This is a genomic window from Nonomuraea sp. NPDC059007, from assembly GCF_042740555.1.
In the GTDB taxonomy this organism is placed as follows: domain Bacteria; phylum Actinomycetota; class Actinomycetes; order Streptosporangiales; family Streptosporangiaceae; genus Nonomuraea.
Genome location: NZ_JBHYJD010000002.1, coordinates 490579 through 514101, shown reverse-complemented (window position 1 = coordinate 514101; position 23523 = coordinate 490579). Strand labels below are relative to the sequence as shown.

Here is a 23523-nt window from a genome sequence, read left to right as displayed (position 1 = left end):
CTACCCGTGAGCTGGCAAAACCGTCCGCAAAGGTCCAGACCAATTTCACGCCGGATTCTCCTTATGGCAAAGGCGATTCCGCATCCCCTCGTTTGGGTAAGCCGGAGCTGTAGTAATAGTTACGGCGGGCTACCCGAGGAGGAACTGCCGCCGTCTCACGCTGCGTCCGCTAACGGAAGGGAACTGCCGTGGAGGGGCCGTTCATACGCATCGAGGACACTGGCGAGGTCGTCCCGTTGCGCCCCGAGATCACGACGGTCGGCAGAGGTCGCGGTGTCGACATCCGACTCACCGATCCCAGCGTGTCTCGGCTCCATGCCGAATTCGTCCGGAGAGGACCCTACCTGTACGTCGTTGACCTGGGGCTGTCCCGCAACGGCACGCGGGTGAACGGCAGGCCGATCGCCCGGAGGGTTCTCGACGACGGCGACGTCGTCTCCTTCGGCGCCGCGCGTGGCCGGATCGGCGGGGTTCCGCGCGAGGACTTCACCCCCGAGGTGGAGCTGAGAAGGGCGGCGGCCCCCGAGCTGACCCGCAGAGAGGTCGACGTGCTGACCTCCCTGTGCCGCCCCGCGCTGTCGGACGAGGCGTTCGTCGCACCGGCGACCGCAAGGGAGATCGCCGACGACCTGGTGGTGACCGAAGCCGCGGTCAAGCAGCACCTGCTGCGGCTGTACCAGAAGTTCAGAATCCCTGAGGGCACCAACCGGCGCACGCGGCTGGCCAACGAGGTCGTCGCGCTGGGTCTGGTCCGCCCCACCCCCGTGGTGCCGCCACAGCGGTCAGGCTCCCCCACCGAGCAACCATCGGCGGCGGGGCGCAGGGCTTCATAGGAATCGGATCGCTACCGGGGCTTCGGCGAGGGGTTCCGGCAGCACGAGTGGCCCGGAGCCCGGCGTTATCGTGCCCAGGACACGTGGCCCGGCTGCACCCGTGCAGCTGGGCACGGTGGCCGGCAGGCCGTGCGCGGTCAGCCAGCCGAACAGCGAGAAGGCGATGGCCTCCTTCGCGTCCGAGGGCACGCCCACCTCGTCGCTGGGCACGAGGCGGGCCGTCGTGCGTGCGCGCAGCATGCCCATGAGCGTGGGGTTGCGCACGCCGCCGCCGGAGACGACGACGGTGTCGAGCTCGTGCCGCCGGATCTCGGCGGCCACGGTCTCGGCCGTGAGCGCGGTCAGCGTGGCCACGAGGTCGGGCCGCGCGATCTCCGCGCGCCCCGCCAGCGCCCGCCGCACGTACCCGGGCGTGAACAGCTCCTTGCCCGTCGTCTTGGGCGCCGCCCTGCGGTAGTACGGCTCGGCGAGCAGTACCTCCAGCAGGCCCTCGTCCACCGTCCCGGCAGCGCCGAGCACCCCGTCCTTGTCGTACGGCGGCGCCGCCGCGTCGATCAGCGCGCCCGCCGGCCCGGTGTCGTAGGCGATGGCCGCCCCGGCCACGGTCAGGTTGGCGATGCCGCCGAGATTGAGCGCCCCCGAGCGGCCCTCGATCCCGTTGAGCATGAGCAGGTCGAGGTAGGACACCAGCGGCGCGCCCTGCCCACCGGCGGTCACGTCGCGCACGCGTACGTCGGAGACGACCGGCAGCCCGGTGCGCTCGGCGATCCAGGCGGGCTGGCCGAGCTGGAGCGTGCCCAGGACCTGCCCGCCGGAGACCCAGTGGAAGAACGTCTGCCCGTGTGAGCAGATCAGGTCGGCGGGCCCGGCGGCTCGGGCGGCCTCGGCGAACTCCTGGCCGATCAGCGTGTCCAGCGCGCAGACCTCACCCATGCTCACGTCGCCGGGCGGGAGCGCGGCGACGATGCGGGCTCTCAGGCCGCCGGGGTAGGGCCGCTCGCCGGTGGCGAGGATCGTCCCGGTGAGCAGGCCGTCCTCCATCGACCAGTCGACGATGGCGCTGTCGATTCCGTCGTGGGAGGTCCCCGACATCAACCCAAGAACCCGCATAAATCTCCCTAAAACACCACTCGGAAGGGGTTGCTGGGCCGGGACGTCCTGCTCACCCGGTCCACCGCCACCACGTAGTAGTAGTCGCCCCGCTTGCCGTCCGGGTCGGTCCAGCGCACGATCCGGTCGCCGGGCACCACGGCCACCAGGTTGCGCGCGTCCTCGAAGGAGGTGAGCCGGGAGGCGGAGCGGAAGACCGCGAACTGGAACGGCTCCTCGCGCCCGGTCGCCACCATCTTGACCTCGACCCCGTCCTTGACCTTGCGGGCCAGCGCGAGCACCGGGCGGCCGGGCGCGCGCCCGCCGGCCAGGCGCGGCAGCAGCGGCGCCAGCGCGGGCCGCTGGTGGTGGTCGTTGACCGCGGTGGTGACGGACTTGAGGCGGTCCGCCCGGACGTCCCCGGCGCTGAACCAGATGTCGCCGCTGATCTCCGGGTGGTTGCGGTTGAGCGTGAGGTGCTTGGACAGCTCACCCGGCTCCTGCCACTGCGGCGCCTGGGCGGGGTCGCCCGCCTTGTACGCGGCCTGGCCGATCCACAGCAGGGTGCCGGTGCCCTTGGCCACGTCCGACCACCAGGGCACGAGCTTGGCGTAGTCGGCCGGCGGCTGGCCGATGTACCAGTAGAGCTGCGGCGCGATGTAGTCGAGCCAGCCCTTCTTCACCCATCCGCGGGTGTCGGCGTGCAGGCCGTCGTAGGACTGGCCGCCGGCGGTGTCGGAGCCGAGCGGGTCGCTGGCCTTGTTGCGCCAGATGCCCGACGGGCTGATGCCCCAGGAGACCTCGGGCTTGGCCTGCCGTACGCGCTGCTGCATCTCCGAGACCATGAGGTCGACGTTGTTGCGCCGCCAGGCGGCCAGGTCGGGGTAGCCCGCGCCGTACTTGGCGAAGGCGGCGCTGTCGTCGAAGGCCGCGGTGTTGGTCGGGTAGAAGTAGTCGTCGAAGTGCAGGCCGTCGATGTCGTAGCGGGTGATCGCGTCGAGCATCGCGTCCTGGCAGAACTTGCGGACCTCGGGCATGCCCGGGTTGTAGTAGAGCTTGCCGCCGAACGGCAGGATCCAGTCGGGGTTCTTGCGGCCGGGGTGGTCGGGGTGGAGCTTGGCCGGGTCGGGCTGCATCGAGACCCGGTAGGGGTTGAACCACGCGTGGAAGGCCAGGCCGCGCTTGTGGGTCTCCTCGACCGCGAAGCCGAGCGGGTCGTAGCCCGGGTCCTGCCCCTGGACCCCGGTGATCCACTCCGACCACGGCTCGAACGGCGACGGCCAGAACGCGTCCGCCGTGGGCCGGATCTGCACGAACACCGAGTTGAGCTTGCGCTCGACGGCCAGATCGAGCCAGGCCAGGTACTCGGCCTTCTGCTCCTCGACCGACAGCCCCTTCTTCGAGGGCCAGTTGATGTTCACCACGGAGGCGATCCACATGCCGCGCATCTGACGCAACGGCGGCACATAGTCGGTGGCGGCGAAGGCGGGCAGGGGGACGACGGAGGCTGCGGCGGCGAGGGCGAGACCCTTGAAAACGGTCCGTCTGCTGGGCATTGGGGGGGTGGCCTCTCGGGAAGTGGTTGTGTCTGGGGCGACGATGACAGAAAATTACCTTCAGATCAACGATTGTGAAGGAAAATGCCGTATGTCGCCTGACCTCCACCGACTCGCCATGGCCGTGCTCCAGCCTGGCTTCGAGGGGACCACCGCCCCCGACTGGCTGCGCAGGGCGCTCGGCGAGGGATTGGGGGGCGCCGTACTGTTCGCCCGCAACCTCCCGAGCGAGCGCCTCATCCCCCAGATCCGCGCCGAGAACCCCGACACCGTGATCGCCGTCGACGAGGAAGGCGGCGTCGTCACCCGCTTCGAGGCCAGGACGGGCAGTTCCTTCCCCGGCAACCGCGCGCTCGGCGTGGCCGACGACGAGGCGCTCACCGAACGGGTCGGCAGGCAGATCGGCCGCATGCTGGCCGAGGCCGACGTCACCCTCGACTACGCGCCCTCCGTCGACGTCAACGCCAACCCCGCCAACCCGGTCATCGGCGTCCGCTCCTTCGGCCCCACCCCCGACCTGGTGTCCAGGCACGCCGTCGCCTACATCCGCGGTCTCCAGGGCGCCGGAGTCGCCGCCTGCGCCAAGCACTTCCCCGGCCACGGCGACACCATCACCGACTCCCACCTGGCGCTGCCCACCGTGCACGCCTCCGTGGAGGAGCTGTGGGAGCGCGACCTGCCGCCGTTCCGCGCGGCGATCGCCGCCGGGGTGCGCTCGGTCATGTGCGGCCACCTGCTGGTGCCCGCCCTGGACCCGTCGCTGCCGGCGACGCTGAGCCGTACCGTGCTGACGGGGTTGCTGCGTGAGGAGCTCGGCTTCGACGGCATGCTCGTCACCGACGCGATCGAGATGAAGGCCGTCGCCGCCCGTTACACACCCGGCGAGATCGCCGTGCGCGCGCTCGCCGCGGGCGTGGACGCCATCTGCGTCGGCATCACCACCGAGCACGGCCTGCACGAACTGCGCGACGCCATCGCGGCCGCCGTGCGCTCTGGCGAGCTGGCCGAGTCGCGCCTGGCGGAAGCGGCCGCGCGGGTGCGCGCGATCGCCGAGTGGTACGGCAAGCAGGACCGTTCTGCCGCCGAGGACCCCGGCGTGGGCCTGGAGGCGGCCAGGGCGGCGCTGACCGTCACCGGCGCCGCCACGCTGGCCGGGGCGCCGCTCGTCGTCGAGGTCAACACGCGGCTCAACCAGGCCGTCGACCCCTCGACGCCGACCGGCCTGACCGCGGCGCTCGCGGCCCGGCTGCCCGGCACCGAGCGGGTCGTGATGGCCGCCGAGGGCGAGCTGCCCGCCTTCGACGAGCGGCCCGTGGTGCTCGTGGTGCACGACTCGGCGCGGCACGCCTGGGTCAGGGAGCGGATCGCCCAGGCCGTGCGGGTGCGCCCGGACGCGGTCGTCGTGGACACCGGCATTCCCGGCGAACCGGCGGGCGCCGCGTTCGTCGCGACCAACGGGCTCTCACGCGTCTCGGCCGAGGCCGCGGCGGAATGGCTCACCACGTGAGCGAGCCGGCCAATCCGGTGGCGGCGGTGCGGGCCGTACTGCCGTCGCTGACCCCCGCCGCCCAGGCCATCGCCAAGATCATCCTGGATGATCCCGGGCTGGTGGTCAGGAGCACGATCACGGAGTTCAGCGCGGTCTCCGGCACCAGTGAGGCGACGATCGTGCGCACCGCCCGCGCGCTCGGCTTCGCCGGCTACTCGCAGATGCGCTTCGCGCTGGCCGCCGCGGTGGCCAAGGAGCCCGAACGGCTGGTGCCCGGCGACCTCGGCCCCGACGACCCGCTGACCGACGTGATCGCCAAGGTGGCCAGGGCCGAGTACGAGGCGCTGGCCGACACCGCCGCCCAGCTCGACCCCGACCAGCTCGACGAGGTCGTGGCGGCCATCGTCAGGGCCCGCCGCGTGGACGTGTACGGCGTGGCCGCCTCCGGCCTGGTCGCCACCGACATGTCGCAGAAACTCCTGCGCATAGGCCTGTCCACCCACCCGTTCTGCGACGCCCACCTGGCGCTGACCAGCGCCGCCCTGCTGCGCGAGAACGACGTGGTGGTGGCGATCAGCTGCAGCGGCGAGACCCCGGACGTGCTCGTCCCGGCGAAGACCGCGAAGGACGCCGGGGCCACGCTCGTGGCCATCACCAACAACCCGCGCTCGTCCCTGGCCCACATGGCCGACCACACGCTGGTCTCGGCCGGGCGCGAGACGGCGTTCCGGCCGGGCGCGCTGGCCAGCCGGATCAGCCAGTTGCTCATCGTGGACTGCATCTTCGTCGGCCTGGCCCAGCGCACCTACGAGAGCGCCGACGCCGCCATCCGCGCCACGCGGGAGGCCACCGACCGCTACCAGGGCCGCTAGCGCCGGGGGTTCGGGCCCCGGTAGGGCAGGGTCTGGCTGTAGACGAGGTTGGTGTTGGCGCTGCCGAACTCGGCCAGGTCGTTGACGATCTCTTCCAGGTGCGCCATCGAGGAGGCGGCGACCTTCATCACGTAGCAGTCGTCGCCCGTGGTGCGCAGGCACTCCAGGATCTCCGGGCGCTGACCGAGCAGCCGGTGCAGGGGCTCGTGGCGGCTGCCCGGGTACTTCAGGCGCACGATGGCGAGGACCGCGTAGCCGACCGCCGCGAGGTCGACCGCGGCGGAGTAGCCGGTGATCACGCCGGTCGACTCCAGGCGCCGGACCCGTTCGGTGGTGGCCGAGGCGCTCAGGCTGACCCGCCGGCCCAGCTCGGACAGGGGGATGCGCCCGTCGCGCTGGAGCTCCGCCAGGATCGCCCAGTCGGTGGCGTCGAGATTCACGGCCATGGGTCCAAAATACCGGCGGATTCCCGGTGATCGGCGGCGGATGCCGTTGGGTCGGCCTTCCGGCCCCAGGTCGCCCGTGGATAGCCTGATCACGTGGAACTTGGCGTCAACGTACCCAACTTCGGGCCCGGCACCGATCCTGACATTCTCCGGCGATGGGCACGGACCGTCGAGGGGCTCGGATACGGGCTGCTCATGGTCTCCGACCACGTGGCCATCACGCCCGACGTGGCCGCGCAGTATCCCGCGCCCTTCTACGAGCCCTTCACCACGCTGTCCTGGCTGGCCGGGGTGACCGAGCGGGTCAGGCTCGGCACCACCGTGCTCATCGTGCCCTACCGGCATCCGCTGCTGGTCGCCCGGATGGCGGCCAACCTCGACCGGCTCAGCGGCGGGCGGTTCGTGCTGGGTGTGGGCGCGGGATGGGCCCGGCAGGAGTTCGAGGCGCTCGGCGTGCCGTACCAGAGCCGCGGGAAGCTGACCGACGAGCACCTGCGGACCATCCGCGCGGCCTGGGCCGACACCGGCGACTACGGCGAGGGGGACATCCCGATCTGGGTGGGCGGCAGCGCCGACGCGGCGCTGCGCCGGGCGGTGCTGCTCGGCGAGGCCTGGCACCCGCTGCGGCTCACCCCGGCCGCGCTGCGCGAGCGCCTGTCGCGGCTGCGCGAACTCGCCGACGAGCTCGAACGGCCGGCGCCCGCGCTGGCCCCGCGCATCGTCCTGCGGCTGACCGACTCCCCCGAGACCGGCCAGGAGCGCCCGGCGGGCGTCGGCACGATCGGCCAGATCCTCGGCGACCTGGAAGAACTGCGCGCGCTCGGCGCCCAGAGCGTCCTGCTCGACCCGTTCAACGGCGACCCGGACGAGACCCTTCACCCAGAGGTGGCCTGGCAGGCCCTGGCCACCGTCTCCGCACGATGGGAGCACCTGTGACACCCGACGAAGAAAGCCTGCTGCGCCGCGCCATCGCGCTGGCGGCCAAGGGCAGGGCCTCGGGCAACCCGCCCTTCGGCTCGCTGCTGGCCGCGGCCGACGGCAGCGTCCTGGTCGAGGATCACAACACCACGATCACCGACCGCGACATCACCGCGCACCCCGAGCTCAAGCTCGCCCGCTGGGCGGCGCGCGAGCTCGACCCGGCCACCGCGGCGGCCACGACGATGTACACGAGCTGCCAGCCCTGCGGCATGTGCACCGGCGCGATCGAGCGCTCCGGCCTCGGCCGGGTCGTCTACGCGCTGTCCGGCGCCCAGCTCGACGGCCTCAAGTCGGTCGTCACCTCCGTGGAGGTACGCCTGGAGGGCCCGGCGCTCTTCGACGAGGCCCGCGTCCCGGTGGAGGGCTACTACTGAGCCCGGATGAACTCCCGCACGCGCGACGCCTCCTCGGCCACAGCGGCGTCCTCCTCGTCCGACAGCGGCGTCAGCGGCTTCACGACCAGGTCCTGCCCGGCGACCGACCAGGTGCCGCGGACGAACCCGTCCACCAGAAACATGGGCACCCCGCCTGACGCGCCCTTGGCGAACCGCTTGCGGTGCTCCTCGCTGATCACCCGGGTGCGGTCGCGGTGGCCGAGCAGCGCGGTGTCGAAGGCCGGCAGGAACCGCACCGGCACGGGCCGGTCGGGGTCGGCGATCGGCGCGCCGGGCAGGTCGAACAGCTCCTTGCCGTCCGGCCCCTCGTACACCGCCAGCTTCGGCCGCAGCCGGTCCACGATCTCGCGCAGCCGGGTCACGCCGGCCCAGGCCTGCACGTCCATCACGGTGGCCGGGCCGTACGCGGCGAGGTAGCGCAGCACCAGCGTCTCCAGCGCCGGTCCCTGCTCCATGGGCCGGCCCGTCCACTCCTCGGCCAGCGCCATCTCGATGCCCGACCGGTTCCCCCACCGTCCCCACACCGCGGCCGGCGGCGTGTGCACCAGCGGCAGCAGCAGCTCCACCGCGTCGGCCAGCCGCCTGGGCACCGGCACCGGGAAGCGCTCGGCGAGCAGGGCGGCCAGGTCGCCCCGGGTGAGGCTGCGCCCGGTCAGCGCCGCCCGGCCCGCCTCGGCCAGCGCGGGCAGGTCGACTCCGGCGATCTCGTCGGCGTAGTAGGGGTGGGTGAGCGCCACCTCCACGATGGGCCGTACGCTCGGCCGCAGCCACGCGAAGTCGGCGGCGTCGGCCAGGTGCATGGTCCTGCGCACCATCGCCGAGCGCACCACCGTGCGGTCGGCGACCAACGACTCCAGGTCGGCGCGGCGGAAACCCTCCACCCGCGACCACAGCCCGACGTACGGCCAGTTGGGCTCCTGGCCCTGCAACACCACCACGTGCCGGATGACGTCGATCACGGGCCGGTCGGTGCGCTCGGCCAGGAAGTGGCGTTCGAGCAGGGTCCGGTTGAGCTGGCGTAGGGAAATCGGCGTCATATCGTCATTAGTAGCAGCGAAGGCCGACATGGGATTGTCGGGTACCGCTCCTTAGCGTGGAGTCATGCTCATCAGCATCCACGCGCTGGTCCCCCGCGTCGAACGCCAGCACCGGCTGATCGAGGAGCTCAGGGCCACCGCGCCCCGGGCGCTCTCCGCCGGGTCGCTGGCCGGCCGGCTGGGCGTGAGCGCGCGCACGATCGAGCGTGACCTCGCCGATCTCCTGGAGGCCGGGGTGCCCGTCGTCTCCCGGCGCGGACCCGGAGGGGGCTACGCCATCGACGCCCGCTCCGTGCTGCCGCCGCTGATCTTCACACCCGGCGAGGCGTCCGCGCTGGTCGCCTCGCTGGCCGCCGTCGGGCCGCGCGCCTCGGCCAGCGCGCAGCGGGCACTGGCCAAGCTCATCGACGCCCTGTGCCGGGACGGAGCCCCATGATCCTCGTGGAGAACCTCCGCAAGGCCTACCGGGGCGTCCTCGCCCTGGACGGGCTCGACCTGGACGTGCCGGAGGGCTCGATCACCGCGCTGCTCGGGCCCAACGGGGCGGGCAAGTCGACGCTGATCAGAATTCTGGCCACGCTCCTGCGGCCGGACTCCGGGCGGGCCGAGGTGGGCGGCAGGTCGGTGACGGCGCGGCCGTACCAGGTGCGTGCGCTCATCGGGCTGACCGGGCAGTTCACGGCGGTGGACGACCTGCTCACCGGGCGCGAGAACCTCGTGCTCGTCGGCCGTCTCTACCGCCTGTCGCGCAAGGAGGCCCACCGCCTGGCCGACGACCTCCTGGCCGCCTTCGACCTGGGCGCGGCCGCCGGACGCCGGGCCGGCACGTACTCCGGTGGCATGCGCCGCCGCCTCGACCTGGCCGCCAGCCTGATGACCCGGCCGCGCGCGCTCTTCCTCGACGAGCCCACCACCGGCCTCGACCCGCGCTCGCGCCGCACCCTCTGGTCGGCCATCCGGCGGCTGCCCGAGCAGGGCACCACGATCCTGCTCACCACCCAATACCTGGAGGAGGCCGACCGCCTGGCCTCCGCCGTCACCGTCATCGACCGGGGCAGGGCCATCGCCACCGGCACCCCAGAACAGCTCAAGGCCCGCGCCGGGGGCGCGCGCGCCGAGGTCGTCCTCGCCGACCCCCGCCAGGCCCCCGCCGCGACCGAGGTCATGAGCAGGTACGGCGCCCGCCCCACCCTGGAGGGCGAGACCCTCACCGTCCCCGTGGCCGGGAGCGTGCTGCCCGGCCTGCTGCGCGACCTCGACGCCGCCGGAGTGCCCATCACCGGCCTGGCCCTGCGCCGCCCCACCCTCGACGACGCCTTCCTCGCCCTCACCGGAGGAGACCGGTGAACCGGCTGACCGGACCGCGATGGTGGCTGCGCGACGCCTGGCTGATGGCCGGCCGCAACACCAGGCGCATCGTGCGCGCCCCCGGCCTGCTGCTCATGTACGCGCTGATCCAGCCCGTCGTCTTCATCCTGCTGTTCGCCTACGTCTTCGGCGGCGCGATCGAGGTGCCCGGCGGCGACTACGTGCAGGCGCTCATCCCGGCCGTCTTCGTGCAGATGATCCTGTTCAGCTCGATCGGCGCGGTGGCCGTCGGCCTGGCCGAGGACATGCGAAACGGCGTCATGGACCGCTTCCGCTCGCTGCCCATGACCCGCTCGTCGGTGCTGCTCGGCCGCATCGCCTCCGAGGTGCTGCGCGGCGTCATCACGCTGGCCGTCATGCTCGGCTGCGGGCTGCTGGTCGGCTTCCGCTTCCACGGCTCGCCCGGCCGGATCGCGGCGGGCTTCGGGCTGCTGCTGGCGTTCGGCTTCGCCTTCTCCTGGGTGGCGGCGTGGATCGGGCTGATGGCCAGGAGCGGGGAGGCGGCCCAGGGCATGGGACTGGTCTGGGTGCTGCCGTTCACCTTCGTCAGCTCGGCGTTCGTCCCCACCGCCACGATGCCGGGCCCGGTACGCGCCTTCGCCGACCACAGCCCGGTCACCGCGATGATCGACACGCTCCGCGCCTGGTTCTCCGGCCGGGAGGCGGGCGAGGCCGCCCTGGTCACCGCGGTCTGGATCCTCGCCCTGACCGCGGTCTTCATGACCCTGGCCGTGCTACGGCTGCGCCGTACGTCCGGCTGATTCCACCACGTTGGACAGCAGGAGAGCGCGCGTCATGGGGCCCACGCCCCCGGGGTTGGGGGTGAGGTGGCCGGCCACCTCGGCGACGTCGGGTGCCACGTCTCCGGCGATCTTGCCATCCACCCGGGAGACGCCCACGTCGAGGACGGCCGCGCCAGGCTTCACCATGTCGGCGGTGATCAGCCCGGGGACGCCCGCCGCCGCCACCACGATGTCGGCCCTTCTGACGTGCCCGGCCAGGTCCTGGGTGCCGGTGTGGCACAGGGTGACGGTGGCGTTCTCGCTCCTGCGGGTCAGGAGCAGGCCGAGCGAGCGGCCCACGGTGATGCCGCGGCCCACCACGCAGACGTCGGCGCCCTTCAGCGGGATGCCGTACTCCTGCAGGAGCAGCACGATGCCGTGCGGGGTGCAGGGCAGCGGCGCGTCGACCATGTGGACCAGGCGGCCCAGGTTCACGGGGTGCAGGCCGTCGGCGTCCTTGGCGGGGTCCATGCGCTCCAGCAGCGCCATGGTGTCCAGGTGCTTCGGCAGCGGGAGCTGGACGATGTAGCCGGTGCACTCGGGCGCGGCGTTGAGCTCGTCGATGGCCGATTCCACCTCGGCCTGCGTGGCGGTCGCCGGCAGGTCCACGCGGATCGAGGTGATGCCGATCTCCTCGGAGTCGCGGTGCTTGCCCGCGACGTAGATCTGGCTGCCGGGGTCCTCGCCCACCAGGACGGTGCCGAGTCCGGGGGTGATGCCCTTGTCCTTCAGGGCGGCCACCTTGGTCGCCAGGTCCGCCTTGATCTTCGCGGCGGTGGCCTTGCCGTCGAGTTTCACTGCCGTCATGGCTCGCCATCCTGTCACGGCGGGAACTCCGCCGAGCCTCTCGGGATGAGCGTCACGGGGATGCGGACCTCGCGGGGTTCCGGGTGCGGCGAGGCCAGCAGGTCCATGACGGCGTTGCCGATGGCCTCCGGGTCCTGGGCGACGACGGTCAGCCCCGGGCGGAGCAGTTCGCCGAGTTCGAGGTCGTCGAAGGCCACCAGGGCGGGCCGGTCCTGGACGTGGTCCAGTTGCCGCAGGGCCTCGACGGTCAGGCGGTTGTTGGCGGTGATCAGCGCGGTCACGGGGTCGGACGGGTCGAGCAGGGTCCGGAGGGCGGCGCCGACCGAGGAGGGGGTGGGGGCGCCGAGCCGTACCTCGTCCTCGTTGACCTGCAGGCCGCGTGCGGCCATGGCGGCGCGGAAGCCGGCCACCCGCTCGCGGGAGGTGAAGACGGCGGGGTCGTCGCCGAGGTAGCCGATGCGCCGGTGGCCGTAGGCGGCGAGGTGGCCGACGGCCGCGCGGATGCCGCCGGTGTTGTCCGACAGTACGGCGTCGCAGGCGATCCCCTGGGCCGGCCGGTCCACGGCGCAGACCGGCAGCCCGTCGGCCATCTCGGGCAGGAGGTAGTCCTGCCGTTTGGCGATGGGCGCGATGATGAGCGCGTTGGGCCGGCGGGCGCAGAAGCCGAGGGCGACCTCGCGCTCGCGGGCGGGTTCGTCGTGGCTGGAGCCGATCATGACGACGAGTTCGCCGGTCTCCGCGCGGGTCTCGACGGCGCGGCCGATGGCGGCGAAGAACGGGTCGGCGATGTCGCGCACGACCATGGCGATCGCCTGGGAGCGGCCTTGGCGCAGTTGGCGGGCGCCTTCGTTGCGGCGGTAGCCGAGCTCGTGGATGGCCTGCCTGACCCGGTCGAGCGTGTCGGGGGCGACCGTGGACTCGCCGTTGACGACGCGCGAGACGGTCTTCAGGGCGACGCCCGCGGCCTGGGCCACGTCCTTCATGGTCGGACGGCGGTGGAGCGGTGCTGACAACGGGGACCTCGGATCGGACAGCGGTTTCGGGTAAGGGTAGGGGATGTGCCTGGCCAGCCAGAATGACATCGTTGTCATTCAAGATCGGATGACAACGTTGCCATCGGTTCGGCGAGCGCTTATCGTGACGGCGTCAGCGTCGCCCCCTCGCGAGGAGTCCGCCTTGCCCGCTCGACTGTTGTCCGTGGAATCTACCGATCTGTTCGTGGGATCGGAGGCCGCGCCGTACCAGATCTTGAAGGTCAGAGCCGCTCAGGGCGAGCAGGAGCAGGCGCTGGAGGTGCGCGGCGAGGGGGTCGCCCAGGCGCGGCCGGCATGGGTGAGTGCCGGCGACGGCGAGGTGGTCGTGGAGGTGCCGCTCGACGTCTCGGTGGCTCCCGGGGCGGTCGTGTCCATCGTTGTCACGCTGGGCGGGGAGGTGCTGGAGGCCGAGTTCACCGCCGAGGAGCCGGGGTGGACGATGTTCCTGGTCTCGCACTTCCACTACGACCCGGTCTGGTGGAACACGCAGGCCGCCTACACCAGCCCGTGGGAGTTCCTGTCCGGTGACTCCACGACCAGGCCGCTCTGGGAGCGCAACGCGTTCGCGCTGGTGGAGGCGCACATCGAGCTGGCGCTGCGCGACCCTGACTACAAGTTCGTGCTGGCCGAGGTGGACTATCTCAAGCCGTTCTTCGACACGCACCCCGAGCGCAGGAAGGACCTGCGCGCGCTCATGGCCGCCGGGCGGGTCGAGCTGCTCGGCGGCACCTACAACGAGCCGAACACCAACCTGACCGGCGCCGAGACCACGATCCGCAACATCGTCTACGGCGTCGGCTACCAGCGCGACATCCTCGGCGGCGACCCGCGCACCGCCTGGCAGCTCGACGCGTTCGGGCACGACCCGCAGTTCCCCGGCTACCTGGCCGCCGCCGGGCTGACCGGCAGCGCGTGGGCCCGCGGCCCGTTCCACCAGTGGGGCCCGATCAGCAAGAACTTCAAGGAGGCCAAGAACGACGCCACCTTGATGCAGTTCCCCAGCGAGTTCGAGTGGATCTCGCCGTCGGGGCTGGGCGTGCTGACGCACTACATGCCCGCCCACTACTCCGCGGGCTGGTGGATGGACTCCTCGCCCTCGCTGGAGGAGGCCACGCAGGCCGTCTTCGAGCTCTACCGCGCGCTGAAGCCGGTCGCCGCCTCGAAGAACATCCTGCTGCCCGTCGGCACCGACTACACGCCGCCCAACAAATGGGTCACCGACATCCACCGCACCTGGGCCGAGCACTACGTGTGGCCGAAGTTCGTCTGCGGCACGCCGCGCGACTTCCTGGACGCCGTCCGCGCCGAGGTCACGTCCTTCAGCCCGCAGACCCGGGACATGAACCCCATCTACACCGGCAAGGACGTCTCCTACATCGACACCAAGCAGGCACAGCGCGCCGCGGAGGTGGCCGCGCTGGACGCCGAGCGGCTGTCGGTGTTCGCCGCCCTGCTCGGCCACGGCGGTTACCCGCACACCGCGCTGGACAAGGTCTGGCGGCAGCTCGCCTACGGAGCCCACCACGACGCGATCACCGGCTCGGAGTCCGACCAGGTCTACATCGACCTGCTCACCGGCTGGCGGGAGGCGTACGACCTGGCCGCCGAGGCCCGCGACCAGGCCCTCGACGCCCTGACCTGCCAGATCTCCGCCGACGGGCGCGGCGTCGTGGTGACGAACACGCTGTCGTTCGCGCGCGACGGCCTGGTGTCGGTACGCCTCGCGCCCGGCCTCACCGTCGAGGGCGTGCCCTCGGTCACCGAGGACGGCACCACCACCTTCCTGGCCGGGGAGGTGCCGTCGATGGGCTGGCGCACCTACCCGGTCGTTCCAGGCAACAGCGGGGCGTGGGTGGGCGACAGCAGTACCACGATCGAGAACGAGCGCTGGCGGATCCAGGCCGACCCCGCCCAGGGCGGCACGCTCACCTCCGTCCACGACAAGGCGTCCGGCCGGGAGATCCTCACCGGGCTCGGCAACGAGCTGCGCCTCTACGAGGAGTACCCCGCCCACCCGGACATGGGCGAGGGCCCCTGGCACCTCATGCCCAACGGGCAGTCCACCGGATCCGGCACGACCGCCGCGACCGTCCGCGCCGAGACCAGCCCGCTGGGCCGGCGGCTGATCGTCACCGGCCGGGTCGGCGAGCTCGGCTACGAGCAGACGATCACCCTGCTGACCGGATCCGACCGGATCGACTTCGGCACCCGCGTGCTCGACTACACCGGCGCCGACCGGCTCCTGCGCGTGTCCTTCCCCGCCGGCGTCCCCGGCGCGCTGCCGGTCTCCGACGTCGCCGGCGCCGTCGTCGGCCGCGGCTTCGCGCTGCCCGACGTGGACGCCGCCGAGCACCCCTGGACGCTCGACAACCCGGCCAACACCTGGTTCGGCCTGTCCGCGACCGCCCGTGTCGACCTCGGCGAGGCGGGCTCGCGAGCGCTCGGCGTCGCCGAGGTGGTCGTCGCGTCCCCGCAGGACGCGCCGAAGGCGCGCGAGCTCGTCGTGGCGCTCGCCCGCGCCGGCGTGACCGCCACCACCTCCACCGCCGCCGGCAGCAGGTACGGCTGGCTGGACGTCGACTCGAACCTGCCCGACTTCCGCGTCATCATCGGCGGCCCGCAGGACAACCCGCTGGCCGACGAGCTGCTGTCCCGCAGCGACCCCGCCTACCTGGACGCGCTGAAGTCCGGCGCCCCGCTGGTCTGGGTACCGGCCGAGAAGCCGCTGGCCGAGGTGTGGCAGCCCAGCGCCGACCTGCGCGACGTACGCTCCCTGCCCGCCCTGGTCGTGGCCGGGCCGGTGAGCGAGCTGGTGGCCGACCTGGCCGACGCGCGGATCTCGGCCGTCTGCCCGGCGGGCGCCGAGGAGCTGGAGGACCGGACGGTGGCGTTGCTCACCTACGGGCTGCCCGGGTTCGCGGTGGATCCGGCCGGGGCGCTGCATCTGTCGCTGATGCGCTCGTGCACCGGGTGGCCTTCGGGGATCTGGCTGGATCCGCCCCGCCGTACGACGCCCGACGGGTCGGGGTTCCAGTTGCAGCACTGGACGCACGAGTTCCACTACTCGCTGGTGGCCGGGCAGGGCGACTGGCGGGCGCTGAACCTGCCGGCGGCCGGGCAGGAGTTCGTCACGCCGATGCTGCCCCGGGTGGTGGAGGCCCAGGAGGGCACGCTGCCGGCGACGCACTCGCTGCTGAGCGTCTCGCCCGCCCGCGACGTGCTGTTCGGCACCGTCAAGGCCACCGGGAACCCGCACGCCCACGGCACGCTCGACCGGCCGGACGGCGTCACGATCCGGCTGGTGGAGTCGACCGGGCTGGGCTCCACGGCCGCCCTGGACTCACCGGTGCTCCCCCTGGACGGGCTCGTCCGCTCCGATCTGCTGGAATCCTCCCGCGCACCCGGCGCCTCGCTGGAGCTGTCCGGCTCGGAGGTGGCGACGTTCATCGCGCCCGTCCCGCTGGGCGACGCGGAGTCCGGCGCGGTCGCGGAGATCGCCCAGCCCGTCTACAGCCGCTACTGGCTGCACAACAAGGGTCCCGCCCCGCTCGGCTACCTGCCGCTGTCGGTCGCGATCACCCCCGGCCTGGTCACGCCCACCGGCCCGTTCGAGGTCGAGGTGGTCGTCGCGGGCCGCCACGCCCACGAGGGCGTCGTGGACGTTCAGGTCCCCGACGGCTGGGCCGTGACCCCCGGGCGCCGTCCCTTCCGCCTGGAGGCCGACGGCCACGTGCGCTTCACCGCCACCGTCACCCCCGCCCCCGGCCAGGGCCTCCACTACGTCTCCGCCCGCACCCTCGCCCACGGCCAGCTCATCGAGGACGTCGCCACCGTGGCGCTCGGCGAGGCCCCCGAACTCCCGGTCGCCGGCCCGCCGCCCGAGGACGACTGGGCCGCCGCCCAGGGCACCAAGGCCACCGAGGGCCGCGCCACCGGCCTGACGGTCACGATGGCCGCGGAGTCGCTCTCCCTCCGTCCCGGCGCGCGCGACACCGTCACGGTACGGCTGGCCAACACCACCTCCGGCGAGATCCGCGGCGAGGCCCAACTGGCCGCGCCCTGGGGAACGTGGGAGATGCTGCCCCAGGTCATCCGCGGCTTCACCGTGCCCGCCGGGCAGAGCGTCGAGGTGGACTTCCCCGTGGAGGTGCCACAGGACGCGGCGCCCGGCCATGCTTGGGCTCTCGCGAAGGTGATGTGGTTCGGCCGGTGCCAGTACGCGCCGGTCGTGCGGCTGGAGGTGACCCGATGAGCCACGGACATGGGCATGGACATGAGCACGGGCATGGGCACGGGCACGGCGTCGAGCAGGCGCCCGTCCGTACCCGCCCGCCCGCGACCGGAGCGCCGTCCGCGCCCGGCGTGGGCGCGGTGATCGGCTGGGTCAACGGGCGGCCGATCCCCCGCGAACCCCTCGACCGGCGCGTCGCCGAACTGCGTGACGGGCCGCTCAGCGCCGCGCTGCCGGTGCCGGGCAGCTCCGAGGACCGGCAACTGGCCCGCTGGCTGACCCAGGTGATCCTGACCGAGGTGTTGTGCGAGGACGAGGCGCTGCGGCTCGGGTTGCCCCCGGTCGAGGGTCCCGCCCTGGACCGGCTGGCCGCGGTCGAGCTGGGCTCCATCAACGCCTCCGCCTACAACGGCAGCCCGTGGGTGAAGGCGCTGTTCGAGCACGTCCAGGCGGAGGTTCCGGCGGCCTGGCGGGCTCGGTCCGCCACGCCCGCCGAGGAGGTCGCCGAGGTACGCCACCGCCTCTACGCCGAACGGCCCGCCGCCTGGTCCGCGGAGGAGCTGGAATCCCTGGGAGAGGTCGCGCTCGACACCCTGCCGGGCGCCGTGGCCGAGGCCCTGGCCGGGCAGCCGTACGGAACCCTGGCCGGGCCGGTCGAGGACGCCCTGGGCTGGCATGTGGCCCTCGCCCTTCCCGCCTCCGGCCGGGCGGGCGTACCGGATGGAGGGCTGGAGGAGGCCGCACGGCGGCGCGCGTTCGCGCGGTGGCTGGACGGGCTGCGGGCCGAGCGGGTGGAGCTCGTGCCGGGTCTTGAACACCCGGGCGACCCGCGCCAGCCCGACAACCACCACAAGCACTGATGGGCAGCGTTCTCGCGATCGACATCGGCGGCACCAAGCTGGCCGCCGCGCTGGTCGACGACCGGGGGGCGGTGCTGCGCGACGGCACCGTCCCCACCCCGCGCGACGACGTGATGGGCGCGCTCGCCGGTCTCGTCCGCAAGGTCACGGAGGGCGGCCCGCGGCCGCTGGCGGTCGGCATCGGCAGCGCCGGACCGCTCGACGCGGTCGCGGGCACGGTCAGCCCGGTGAACATGCCGAGCTGGCGCGGCTTCCCGCTGCGCGACCGGGTGGGCGAGCTCACCGGGCTGCCCACGGTGCTGGCCGGGGACGCGCAGTGCTTCGCGGTCGGCGAGCACTGGCTGGGCGCGGGCCGGGGCAGCGCGTCGCTGCTCGGAATGGTGGTGTCCACCGGCATCGGCGGCGGACTGGTGATCGACGGCGTCCCGCTGCTCGGCCCCACCGGCAACGCCGGACATGTCGGGCACATGACCGTGGACCCGTACGGCGAGGAATGCGAGTGCGGCGGCCGGGGCTGCGTCGAACGCTACGCCAGCGGCCCCAACCTCGTCCGCTGGGCCCGCGAACACGGCTGGACCGGCGCCGACGCCAAAGACCTGGCCGCCGACGCCGAGAACGGCGACGCGACGGCCGTCGCCGCCTTCGAGCGCGGCGCCCGCGCGCTGGCCGCGATGATCGTCTCCATGGCCGCCGCGGTCGAGGTGAGCACCGTGGTCATCGGCGGCGGCGTGGCCGGGGCGGGCAAGGTCCTGTTCGAGCCGCTGGACCGCGCCATCGCGGAGGTGGCGGGACTGGCGTTCGTGAAGGCGGTCGAGGTCCGCCCCACCACACTGGGCGTCCGAGCCGGCCTCGCCGGCGCCGCCAGGCTCGCCTGGACTAGTCTCGCTCCGCCGCCTGAGCCTCGCGGCGCTCGATGATGCGGCGCGTGAACGGGATGCGCTCCACGGCCTTCACGCCCAGGTACGCGCCGAGGAAGGCGAGACCCACCAGGACGAACGGGCTGGTCGCGAAGTCCATCGTCGCCACGTAGGCGCGCAGGATCACATCGAGCATCGAGGCACTCCGGGAGAAGGAACCGGCACGGAAGCCATCAGGGTAACCGGATTTTTGCCGCTCTTTGACCACAAAATCCACACCCGGGAGCCCAGGTGTGGATTCAGCGTGATCAGTGGAAGAAGTGCCGGGTCCCGGTGAAGTAGAGGGTGATGCCGGCCTTCTCGGCGGCGGCGACGACCTCCTCGTCACGGACCGACCCGCCGGGCTCCACGACCGCCTTCACACCGGCCTCGATGAGCACCTCAAGCCCGTCGGCGAACGGGAAGAACGCGTCGGAGGCCGCCACGGAACCGGCGGCCCGCTCGCCCGCCCGCGTCACCGCGAGCCGGCACGAGTCGACCCGGTTGACCTGGCCCATGCCCACGCCGACCGTGGCGCGGTCGCTGGCCAGCAGGATCGCGTTCGACTTGACCGAGCGGCTCGCCCGCCACGCGAACTCCAGGTCCGCCAGCACCTCGGGCGAGGCCGCCGCACCCGCCTTGAGCTCCCACCGCGCCGCCGCGTCAGCGGGCGCGTCGATCCGGTCGACCTGCTGCACCAGCAGCCCGCCGTCGATGCGGCGGAACTCCGTCGGGTTCGCCGGGCCCTGCGGGCAGACCAGCAGGCGCAGGTTCTTCTTCTTCGTCAGTACGGCCAACGCGTCCTCGGCGAACGCCGGGGCCACCACGACCTCGGTGAACACCTCGGCGATCTGCCCGGCCAGCTCCGCCGTGACCTCGCCGTTGACCGCGATCACACCGCCGTAGGCGGAGACCGGGTCGCAGGCGTGCGCCTTGCGATGCGCCTCGGCCACGTCGGCGCCGGTGGCGATGCCGCACGGGTTCTGGTGCTTGATGATCGCCACGCAGGGCTCGGTGAAGTCCCAGGCGGCGCGCCAGGCGGCGTCGGCGTCCAGGTAGTTGTTGTAGGACATCTCCTTGCCGTGGAGCTGCCGGGCGTCGGCCAGGCCGCCTTCGCCCTCGGTGTAGAGCCTGGCCTCCTGGTGCGGGTTCTCGCCGTAGCGCAGCACCGCCTTGCGCTCCCACGCCGCGCCCAGGAACCCGCCGTCACCGGCGTACACGTCGGCGAACCAGGTCGCCACGGCCACGTCGTACGCGGCGGTGTGCGCGTAGGCGGCGCCGGCCAGGTTCCTGCGCTGCTCCAGCGTGAAACCGCCCTCCTCCAGGGCCGCGTGGATCCCCGGATAGCCGGCCGGATCGACGACGACCGCGCAGGTGGCGTGGTTCTTCGCGGCGCCGCGGATCATCGCGGGGCCACCGATGTCGATCTGCTCCACGCACTCCTCCGGAGAGGCGCCGGAGGCCACCGTCTGCCGGAACGGGTACAGGTTGACCACGACCAGCTGGAACGGATCGATCTCCAGCTCGTCGAGCTGGGCCACGTGATGCGGCTTGGTGAGGTCGGCCAGCAGGCCCGCGTGGACGCGCGGGTGCAGGGTCTTGACCCGGCCGTCGAGGCACTCGGGGAAGCCGGTCAGCTGCTCCACCTTGGTGACCGGGATGCCGGCCGCGGCGATGGCGGCAGCCGTACCCCCGGTGGAGACGATCTCGACGCCGGCGGCGTCGAGAGCCCGCGCGAGCTCCTCAAGCCCCGACTTGTCGTATACCGCGATCAGCGCCCGCCTGATTGCGATGCGTCGCCCAAGGCCTCCTTCGTCGGCCTTGAACGACAGTGTGCTCTGCTGATCTGTTCCCTCGCTGCGCTCAGTCACGCGCCCCTCCAATGATCACTGTCCGCCCGTGGACGGCCCAGCCTTCTCGGGCCATGCGGCCCACGATGTCGACGAGCAGTTCCCGCTCGACGGTCTTGATGCGCTCGTGCAGCGTCGCCTCGTCGTCGCCGTCGAGGACCTTCACGGTCTCCTGCGCGATGATCGGGCCGGTGTCGACGCCCGCGTCGGCCAGCATCACCGTGCACCCGGTGACCTTGACGCCGTGGGCGAGCGCGTCACGCACCCCGTGCGCGCCGGGGAACGACGGCAGCAGCGCGGGGTGGGTGTTGAGCACGGGGTACGCCTCCAGCGTGGGGGCGCCGAGGATCTTCATGAAGCCGGCCGAGACCACCAGGTCGGGTTCGTGCTCCGCGATGCGCGCCGCGAACGCCTCATCCCATACGGCCCGGCCGGGGTGATCGCGCAGCTTCTCCACGAACGTCGGGACCTGTGCGCGTTCGGCCCTGGCAAGACCTTCGATGCCCTCCCGGTCCGCGCCCACCGCCACCACCCGCGCTCCGTACGCCGGGTCGGCGGAAGCGTCCAGCAAGGCCTGTAGGTTGGTTCCAGAGCCGGAAACGAGGACGACGAGCCGCCCAGCCTTAGACACGCGCACTCCAATTGGAAGCCGGGATGGGCTGACAGCGTATCTGCTCACTCGCCCGGCGACGCAGAGGAGGTCAGGTGTCGACACCTGTTCAGGCGCCGGCAGGCCAGCAGCCCGCGGAATCCGCGGGACGCCGCGCGATCTGGTTGTCCATCGCAGCGCTGGCCATGACGTTCATGCTGCCCCTCGCCGGGCTGGTGATGGCCGTCTTCGCCATGATGACCGGGATACGGGCGCTGCCGTTGCTACGCGCCTCCAAGAAGCCCACCGGGACCGCGACCGGCGGCATCGCCGTCTCCACCGTGGCCCTGGTGCTGTCGGCCATCGCGACCGCGTTGCAGCTGTACCTGATGGACGAGTACTCGGCCTACCAGGAGTGCATGAAGGGGGCGGGGACGGTGGCGTCGCAGGGCGAGTGCTACACCCAGTTCCGGGACGCGACGGAGAAGAAGCTGCCACCGGAGGTCCTCCGCATCCTCAACACCGTCCAACCCTGACCCCCACGACACGCCCCCACCCGGCGCCGCCGCAGACCCGCGAAGTTCCCCCCGGCACCCGAACCACCCCAGAGGCAACCAGGCCCTTGCGGGTGCTCCAGGCCACGCATCGCGGGTACCCGCTCCGCGGCGCCCCCCGGGACGCACGGCACCCAGGCGGCGGAGCCCCGGCAAGCTGAGCGCACCCACATGCTCTGGCGGTGCACCCGGCTCCCCCGGAGGGCGGGTAGTTGTGCAGGGGGTGCTAGTCGCGGTCCCAGGCGTAGGGGTCGATGTAGATGACGTGGCCGCCCCGGTCGTCCGACTCGTCGATGATGTCGCGGCGCGGCGGGCGGGCGGGTTCGTGGCGGATGTGGGGGGCGGTGTCGGCTCCGGCCGCCGAAGCGTGCTCGTCCTGCCAGTCGTCACGGATCACCGGGATCGGCTGCGTGTCCGCCTCGGTGGCGTCCATCCAGTGGCCCGGCAGCGGGCGCGCGTCGGCTTCCGCCAGGCCGACCTTGCTGGCGGCCTTCGCGAGTACGGCACCGGCCTTGCGCACCGGCGTGGCCGCCCTGTCCAGCGGCTTGCGTGCCTTCCTGTTCAGCAGCAACCAGTTGGCCACCCCGGCGGAGATGCCCGCCGCGACCCCGACCTCCAGGCAGACCGACAGCGCCACCTCCCAGGGCGACGGCCCGACCGCGGCCAGCCGTCCGCCCCGCAGCGGCCCGCCGGACAACGCCGCCAGCAACCCGGCCACCAGCCCGGTGCTCACCCCGGAGAAGAACCCCCACAGCGGAGCCACCTCATACGACGGCGACGGCGCGATCCGCGCCACCATGACCCCCGCCACCGCCCCTGCCGCGAACGGCAGCGCGATCACCGCCATCATCGGCGCCGGCACGGGCCCGCTGTCGGGCAACGCCCCGAGCAGCGGCAGACTGGGCACCATCCCGAGTTGTACCCCGGTGGGCGCGACGAGCGTACCCGTGCCGAAGGCGAACCCCGGACCGGCGATGTACGACATCGCCCACACCACGGCGTTGGGCAGGTAAAGCCCCTGAACGAGCAGCAGCAGCGCCCCACCCACGAACCCGGTCGACAGTTGCCCGGACAGTGCCCTGACATCGCCGAAGTTCAGGGCGACGGCCACGACCACGAGCACCAGCCCGCCGGCCAGCATGATCGCGGTGGCGACGGCCGTACCCACGGTGACCGCGCGCACCCGCTCGGGCAGCAGCCGCAACATCGACCGCCACGGCCCGATCGTCCGCGCGGTGGCCAGCGCCCCCACGACGAACGCCAGCAGGAAATGGCTCAGCAGCGCCTCACCGATGTAGGGCTGGGTGATGTCGTTGCGCGCGACCAGCGCGATCAACCCCGCCAGCAGCGCGTACGGCGCCGCCAGCGAGACCCCCGCCTGCGCCACCAGGATCAGCTGGGCGCGGCGACGGGCGTTGGCCTTCTCCTTGGGCGAGTTCTTGGGCAGCCGGGCGGGCAGCCGCAACCGCAGATCGGCGTCCCTGGCCATCCACCGCCCGGCTTTGTACAGCAGAAAGGCGGGCAGAACGAGCAAGCCCAGCGGCAGCAACCCGACCCGCCCACCGGGAATCGCGAACCCGGCATGGTGCGCCGCCAGCCAGAGCTGCGCCGCGGTACGGAACACCCCCGGCAAACCCGGCCCCAGCGCCCCGCGGGGCGCCGCCATCCAGCCGATCAGGGTGAGGGTGGTGAGGACCGCCAGCCCGACGCCCAACGTACAGGCGGCGGCCAGCATGCCCGACACCGGCAGCGGCCGCCTGGACTCGTCGTCGTCGCCAGTGACCCCGGGGATCTTGCCGAGGACGGCGCGGGGAGCCGTCCGTAGCTGGTCGAGTAGCGCCGTCACGGGAACCT

General features: G+C 72.5%; 22 protein-coding genes. 12 read left to right on the top strand and 10 right to left on the bottom strand.

The features are described 5' to 3' along the window. Positions 1-188 precede the first annotated feature (188 nt). A complete protein-coding gene (locus tag ACFWY5_RS05250; protein ID WP_184957917.1) occupies positions 189-833 on the top strand; it encodes an FHA domain-containing protein in 645 nt (214 codons plus the stop codon). On the opposite strand, the gene ACFWY5_RS05245 is transcribed toward ACFWY5_RS05250, so the two are convergent. Continuing rightward, complete coding sequence (locus ACFWY5_RS05245) at positions 828-1943, bottom strand: anhydro-N-acetylmuramic acid kinase (RefSeq protein ID WP_379630588.1); 1116 nt, start codon at positions 1941-1943, stop codon at positions 828-830. The genes ACFWY5_RS05250 and ACFWY5_RS05245 overlap by 6 nt on opposite strands. An 8-nt stretch (positions 1944-1951) precedes the next feature. After that, entirely contained in the window at positions 1952-3478 is a 1527-nt protein-coding gene (locus ACFWY5_RS05240; protein ID WP_379610069.1) for a glycoside hydrolase family 10 protein, read from the bottom strand. 91 nt (positions 3479-3569) lie between these two features. Here ACFWY5_RS05240 and ACFWY5_RS05235 point away from each other — a divergent pair, with 91 nt between their 5' ends. After that, positions 3570-4985: a glycoside hydrolase family 3 protein gene (locus ACFWY5_RS05235; RefSeq protein ID WP_379610070.1), complete on the top strand. Its 1416-nt coding sequence runs from the start codon at positions 3570-3572 to the stop codon at positions 4983-4985. Then, positions 4982-5839 (top strand): MurR/RpiR family transcriptional regulator, encoded by an 858-nt coding sequence (locus ACFWY5_RS05230; protein ID WP_379610071.1) that lies wholly within the window; start codon positions 4982-4984, stop codon positions 5837-5839. Before ACFWY5_RS05235 ends, ACFWY5_RS05230 begins: the two co-directional genes overlap by 4 nt. Here ACFWY5_RS05230 and ACFWY5_RS05225 read toward each other — a convergent pair. After that, entirely contained in the window at positions 5836-6285 is a 450-nt protein-coding gene (locus ACFWY5_RS05225) for an Lrp/AsnC family transcriptional regulator (RefSeq protein ID WP_379610072.1), read from the bottom strand. The genes ACFWY5_RS05230 and ACFWY5_RS05225 overlap by 4 nt on opposite strands. A 93-nt stretch (positions 6286-6378) precedes the next feature. On the opposite strand from ACFWY5_RS05225, the gene ACFWY5_RS05220 reads away from it, so the two are divergent. Continuing rightward, positions 6379-7221 (top strand): LLM class flavin-dependent oxidoreductase, encoded by an 843-nt coding sequence (locus tag ACFWY5_RS05220; RefSeq protein WP_379610073.1) that lies wholly within the window; start codon positions 6379-6381, stop codon positions 7219-7221. Continuing rightward, entirely contained in the window at positions 7218-7640 is a 423-nt protein-coding gene (locus tag ACFWY5_RS05215) for a nucleoside deaminase (protein ID WP_379610074.1), read from the top strand. The genes ACFWY5_RS05220 and ACFWY5_RS05215 overlap by 4 nt, the downstream gene beginning before the upstream one ends. Here the strand turns inward: ACFWY5_RS05215 and ACFWY5_RS05210 are convergent. Further along, positions 7634-8698: a winged helix DNA-binding domain-containing protein gene (locus tag ACFWY5_RS05210; RefSeq protein WP_379630587.1), complete on the bottom strand. Its 1065-nt coding sequence runs from the start codon at positions 8696-8698 to the stop codon at positions 7634-7636. The two genes, ACFWY5_RS05215 and ACFWY5_RS05210, sit on opposite strands and share 7 nt — an antisense overlap. 64 nt (positions 8699-8762) lie before the next feature. Here ACFWY5_RS05210 and ACFWY5_RS05205 point away from each other — a divergent pair, with 64 nt between their 5' ends. Genes ACFWY5_RS05205 through ACFWY5_RS05195 form a run of 3 tightly spaced genes read left to right on the top strand, consistent with a single transcriptional unit; the run spans position 8763 to position 10827 of the window. Further along, complete coding sequence (locus ACFWY5_RS05205; RefSeq protein WP_379630586.1) at positions 8763-9134, top strand: helix-turn-helix transcriptional regulator; 372 nt, start codon at positions 8763-8765, stop codon at positions 9132-9134. Continuing rightward, positions 9131-10045 carry an ATP-binding cassette domain-containing protein gene (locus ACFWY5_RS05200; RefSeq protein WP_379630585.1) on the top strand — a complete coding sequence of 305 codons (915 nt, stop codon included), beginning with the start codon at positions 9131-9133 and terminating at the stop codon, positions 10043-10045. The genes ACFWY5_RS05205 and ACFWY5_RS05200 overlap by 4 nt, the downstream gene beginning before the upstream one ends. After that, positions 10042-10827 carry an ABC transporter permease gene (locus tag ACFWY5_RS05195; RefSeq protein WP_379610078.1) on the top strand — a complete coding sequence of 262 codons (786 nt, stop codon included), beginning with the start codon at positions 10042-10044 and terminating at the stop codon, positions 10825-10827. Before ACFWY5_RS05200 ends, ACFWY5_RS05195 begins: the two co-directional genes overlap by 4 nt. Here the strand turns inward: ACFWY5_RS05195 and ACFWY5_RS05190 are convergent. Together ACFWY5_RS05190 and ACFWY5_RS05185 are read right to left on the bottom strand one after the other, a co-directional pair. Next, complete coding sequence (locus ACFWY5_RS05190) at positions 10801-11655, bottom strand: bifunctional methylenetetrahydrofolate dehydrogenase/methenyltetrahydrofolate cyclohydrolase (RefSeq protein ID WP_379610079.1); 855 nt, start codon at positions 11653-11655, stop codon at positions 10801-10803. The two genes, ACFWY5_RS05195 and ACFWY5_RS05190, sit on opposite strands and share 27 nt — an antisense overlap. Before the next feature lie 14 nt (positions 11656-11669). Next, the gene (locus ACFWY5_RS05185) at positions 11670-12638 is read right to left on the bottom strand and encodes a LacI family DNA-binding transcriptional regulator (RefSeq protein ID WP_379630584.1); all 969 of its coding nucleotides are present in this window, start codon (positions 12636-12638) and stop codon (positions 11670-11672) included. Between the two features lie 214 nt (positions 12639-12852). On the opposite strand from ACFWY5_RS05185, the gene ACFWY5_RS05180 reads away from it, so the two are divergent. The 3 genes from ACFWY5_RS05180 to ACFWY5_RS05170 are packed head-to-tail and all read left to right on the top strand — an operon-like array spanning position 12853 to position 18697. Then, positions 12853-16941: a glycoside hydrolase family 38 C-terminal domain-containing protein gene (locus tag ACFWY5_RS05180; protein ID WP_379630583.1), complete on the top strand. Its 4089-nt coding sequence runs from the start codon at positions 12853-12855 to the stop codon at positions 16939-16941. Further along, complete coding sequence (locus ACFWY5_RS05175) at positions 16938-17780, top strand: hypothetical protein (RefSeq protein ID WP_379630582.1); 843 nt, start codon at positions 16938-16940, stop codon at positions 17778-17780. The genes ACFWY5_RS05180 and ACFWY5_RS05175 overlap by 4 nt, the downstream gene beginning before the upstream one ends. Further along, complete coding sequence (locus ACFWY5_RS05170; protein ID WP_379630581.1) at positions 17780-18697, top strand: ROK family protein; 918 nt, start codon at positions 17780-17782, stop codon at positions 18695-18697. Before ACFWY5_RS05175 ends, ACFWY5_RS05170 begins: the two co-directional genes overlap by 1 nt. Here the strand turns inward: ACFWY5_RS05170 and ACFWY5_RS05165 are convergent. The 3 genes from ACFWY5_RS05165 to purN form a co-directional block, all read right to left on the bottom strand. Then, a complete protein-coding gene (locus ACFWY5_RS05165; protein WP_379610084.1) occupies positions 18657-18833 on the bottom strand; it encodes a hypothetical protein in 177 nt (58 codons plus the stop codon). The genes ACFWY5_RS05170 and ACFWY5_RS05165 overlap by 41 nt on opposite strands. Positions 18834-18945: 112 nt before the next feature. Then, on the bottom strand, positions 18946-20508 hold the full coding sequence (gene purH / locus ACFWY5_RS05160; RefSeq protein ID WP_379630599.1) for a bifunctional phosphoribosylaminoimidazolecarboxamide formyltransferase/IMP cyclohydrolase: 1563 nt from the start codon (positions 20506-20508) through the stop codon (positions 18946-18948). A gap of 31 nt (positions 20509-20539) precedes the next feature. Continuing rightward, the gene (gene purN, locus ACFWY5_RS05155) at positions 20540-21157 is read right to left on the bottom strand and encodes a phosphoribosylglycinamide formyltransferase (RefSeq protein ID WP_379610086.1); all 618 of its coding nucleotides are present in this window, start codon (positions 21155-21157) and stop codon (positions 20540-20542) included. A 74-nt stretch (positions 21158-21231) separates the two neighbouring features. On the opposite strand from purN, the gene ACFWY5_RS05150 reads away from it, so the two are divergent. Continuing rightward, complete coding sequence (locus ACFWY5_RS05150; RefSeq protein WP_379630580.1) at positions 21232-21651, top strand: hypothetical protein; 420 nt, start codon at positions 21232-21234, stop codon at positions 21649-21651. 244 nt (positions 21652-21895) lie between these two features. Here ACFWY5_RS05150 and ACFWY5_RS05145 read toward each other — a convergent pair whose 3' ends face one another. After that, positions 21896-23515 carry a DUF6350 family protein gene (locus ACFWY5_RS05145; protein ID WP_379610088.1) on the bottom strand — a complete coding sequence of 540 codons (1620 nt, stop codon included), beginning with the start codon at positions 23513-23515 and terminating at the stop codon, positions 21896-21898. Positions 23516-23523: the final 8 nt, after the last annotated feature.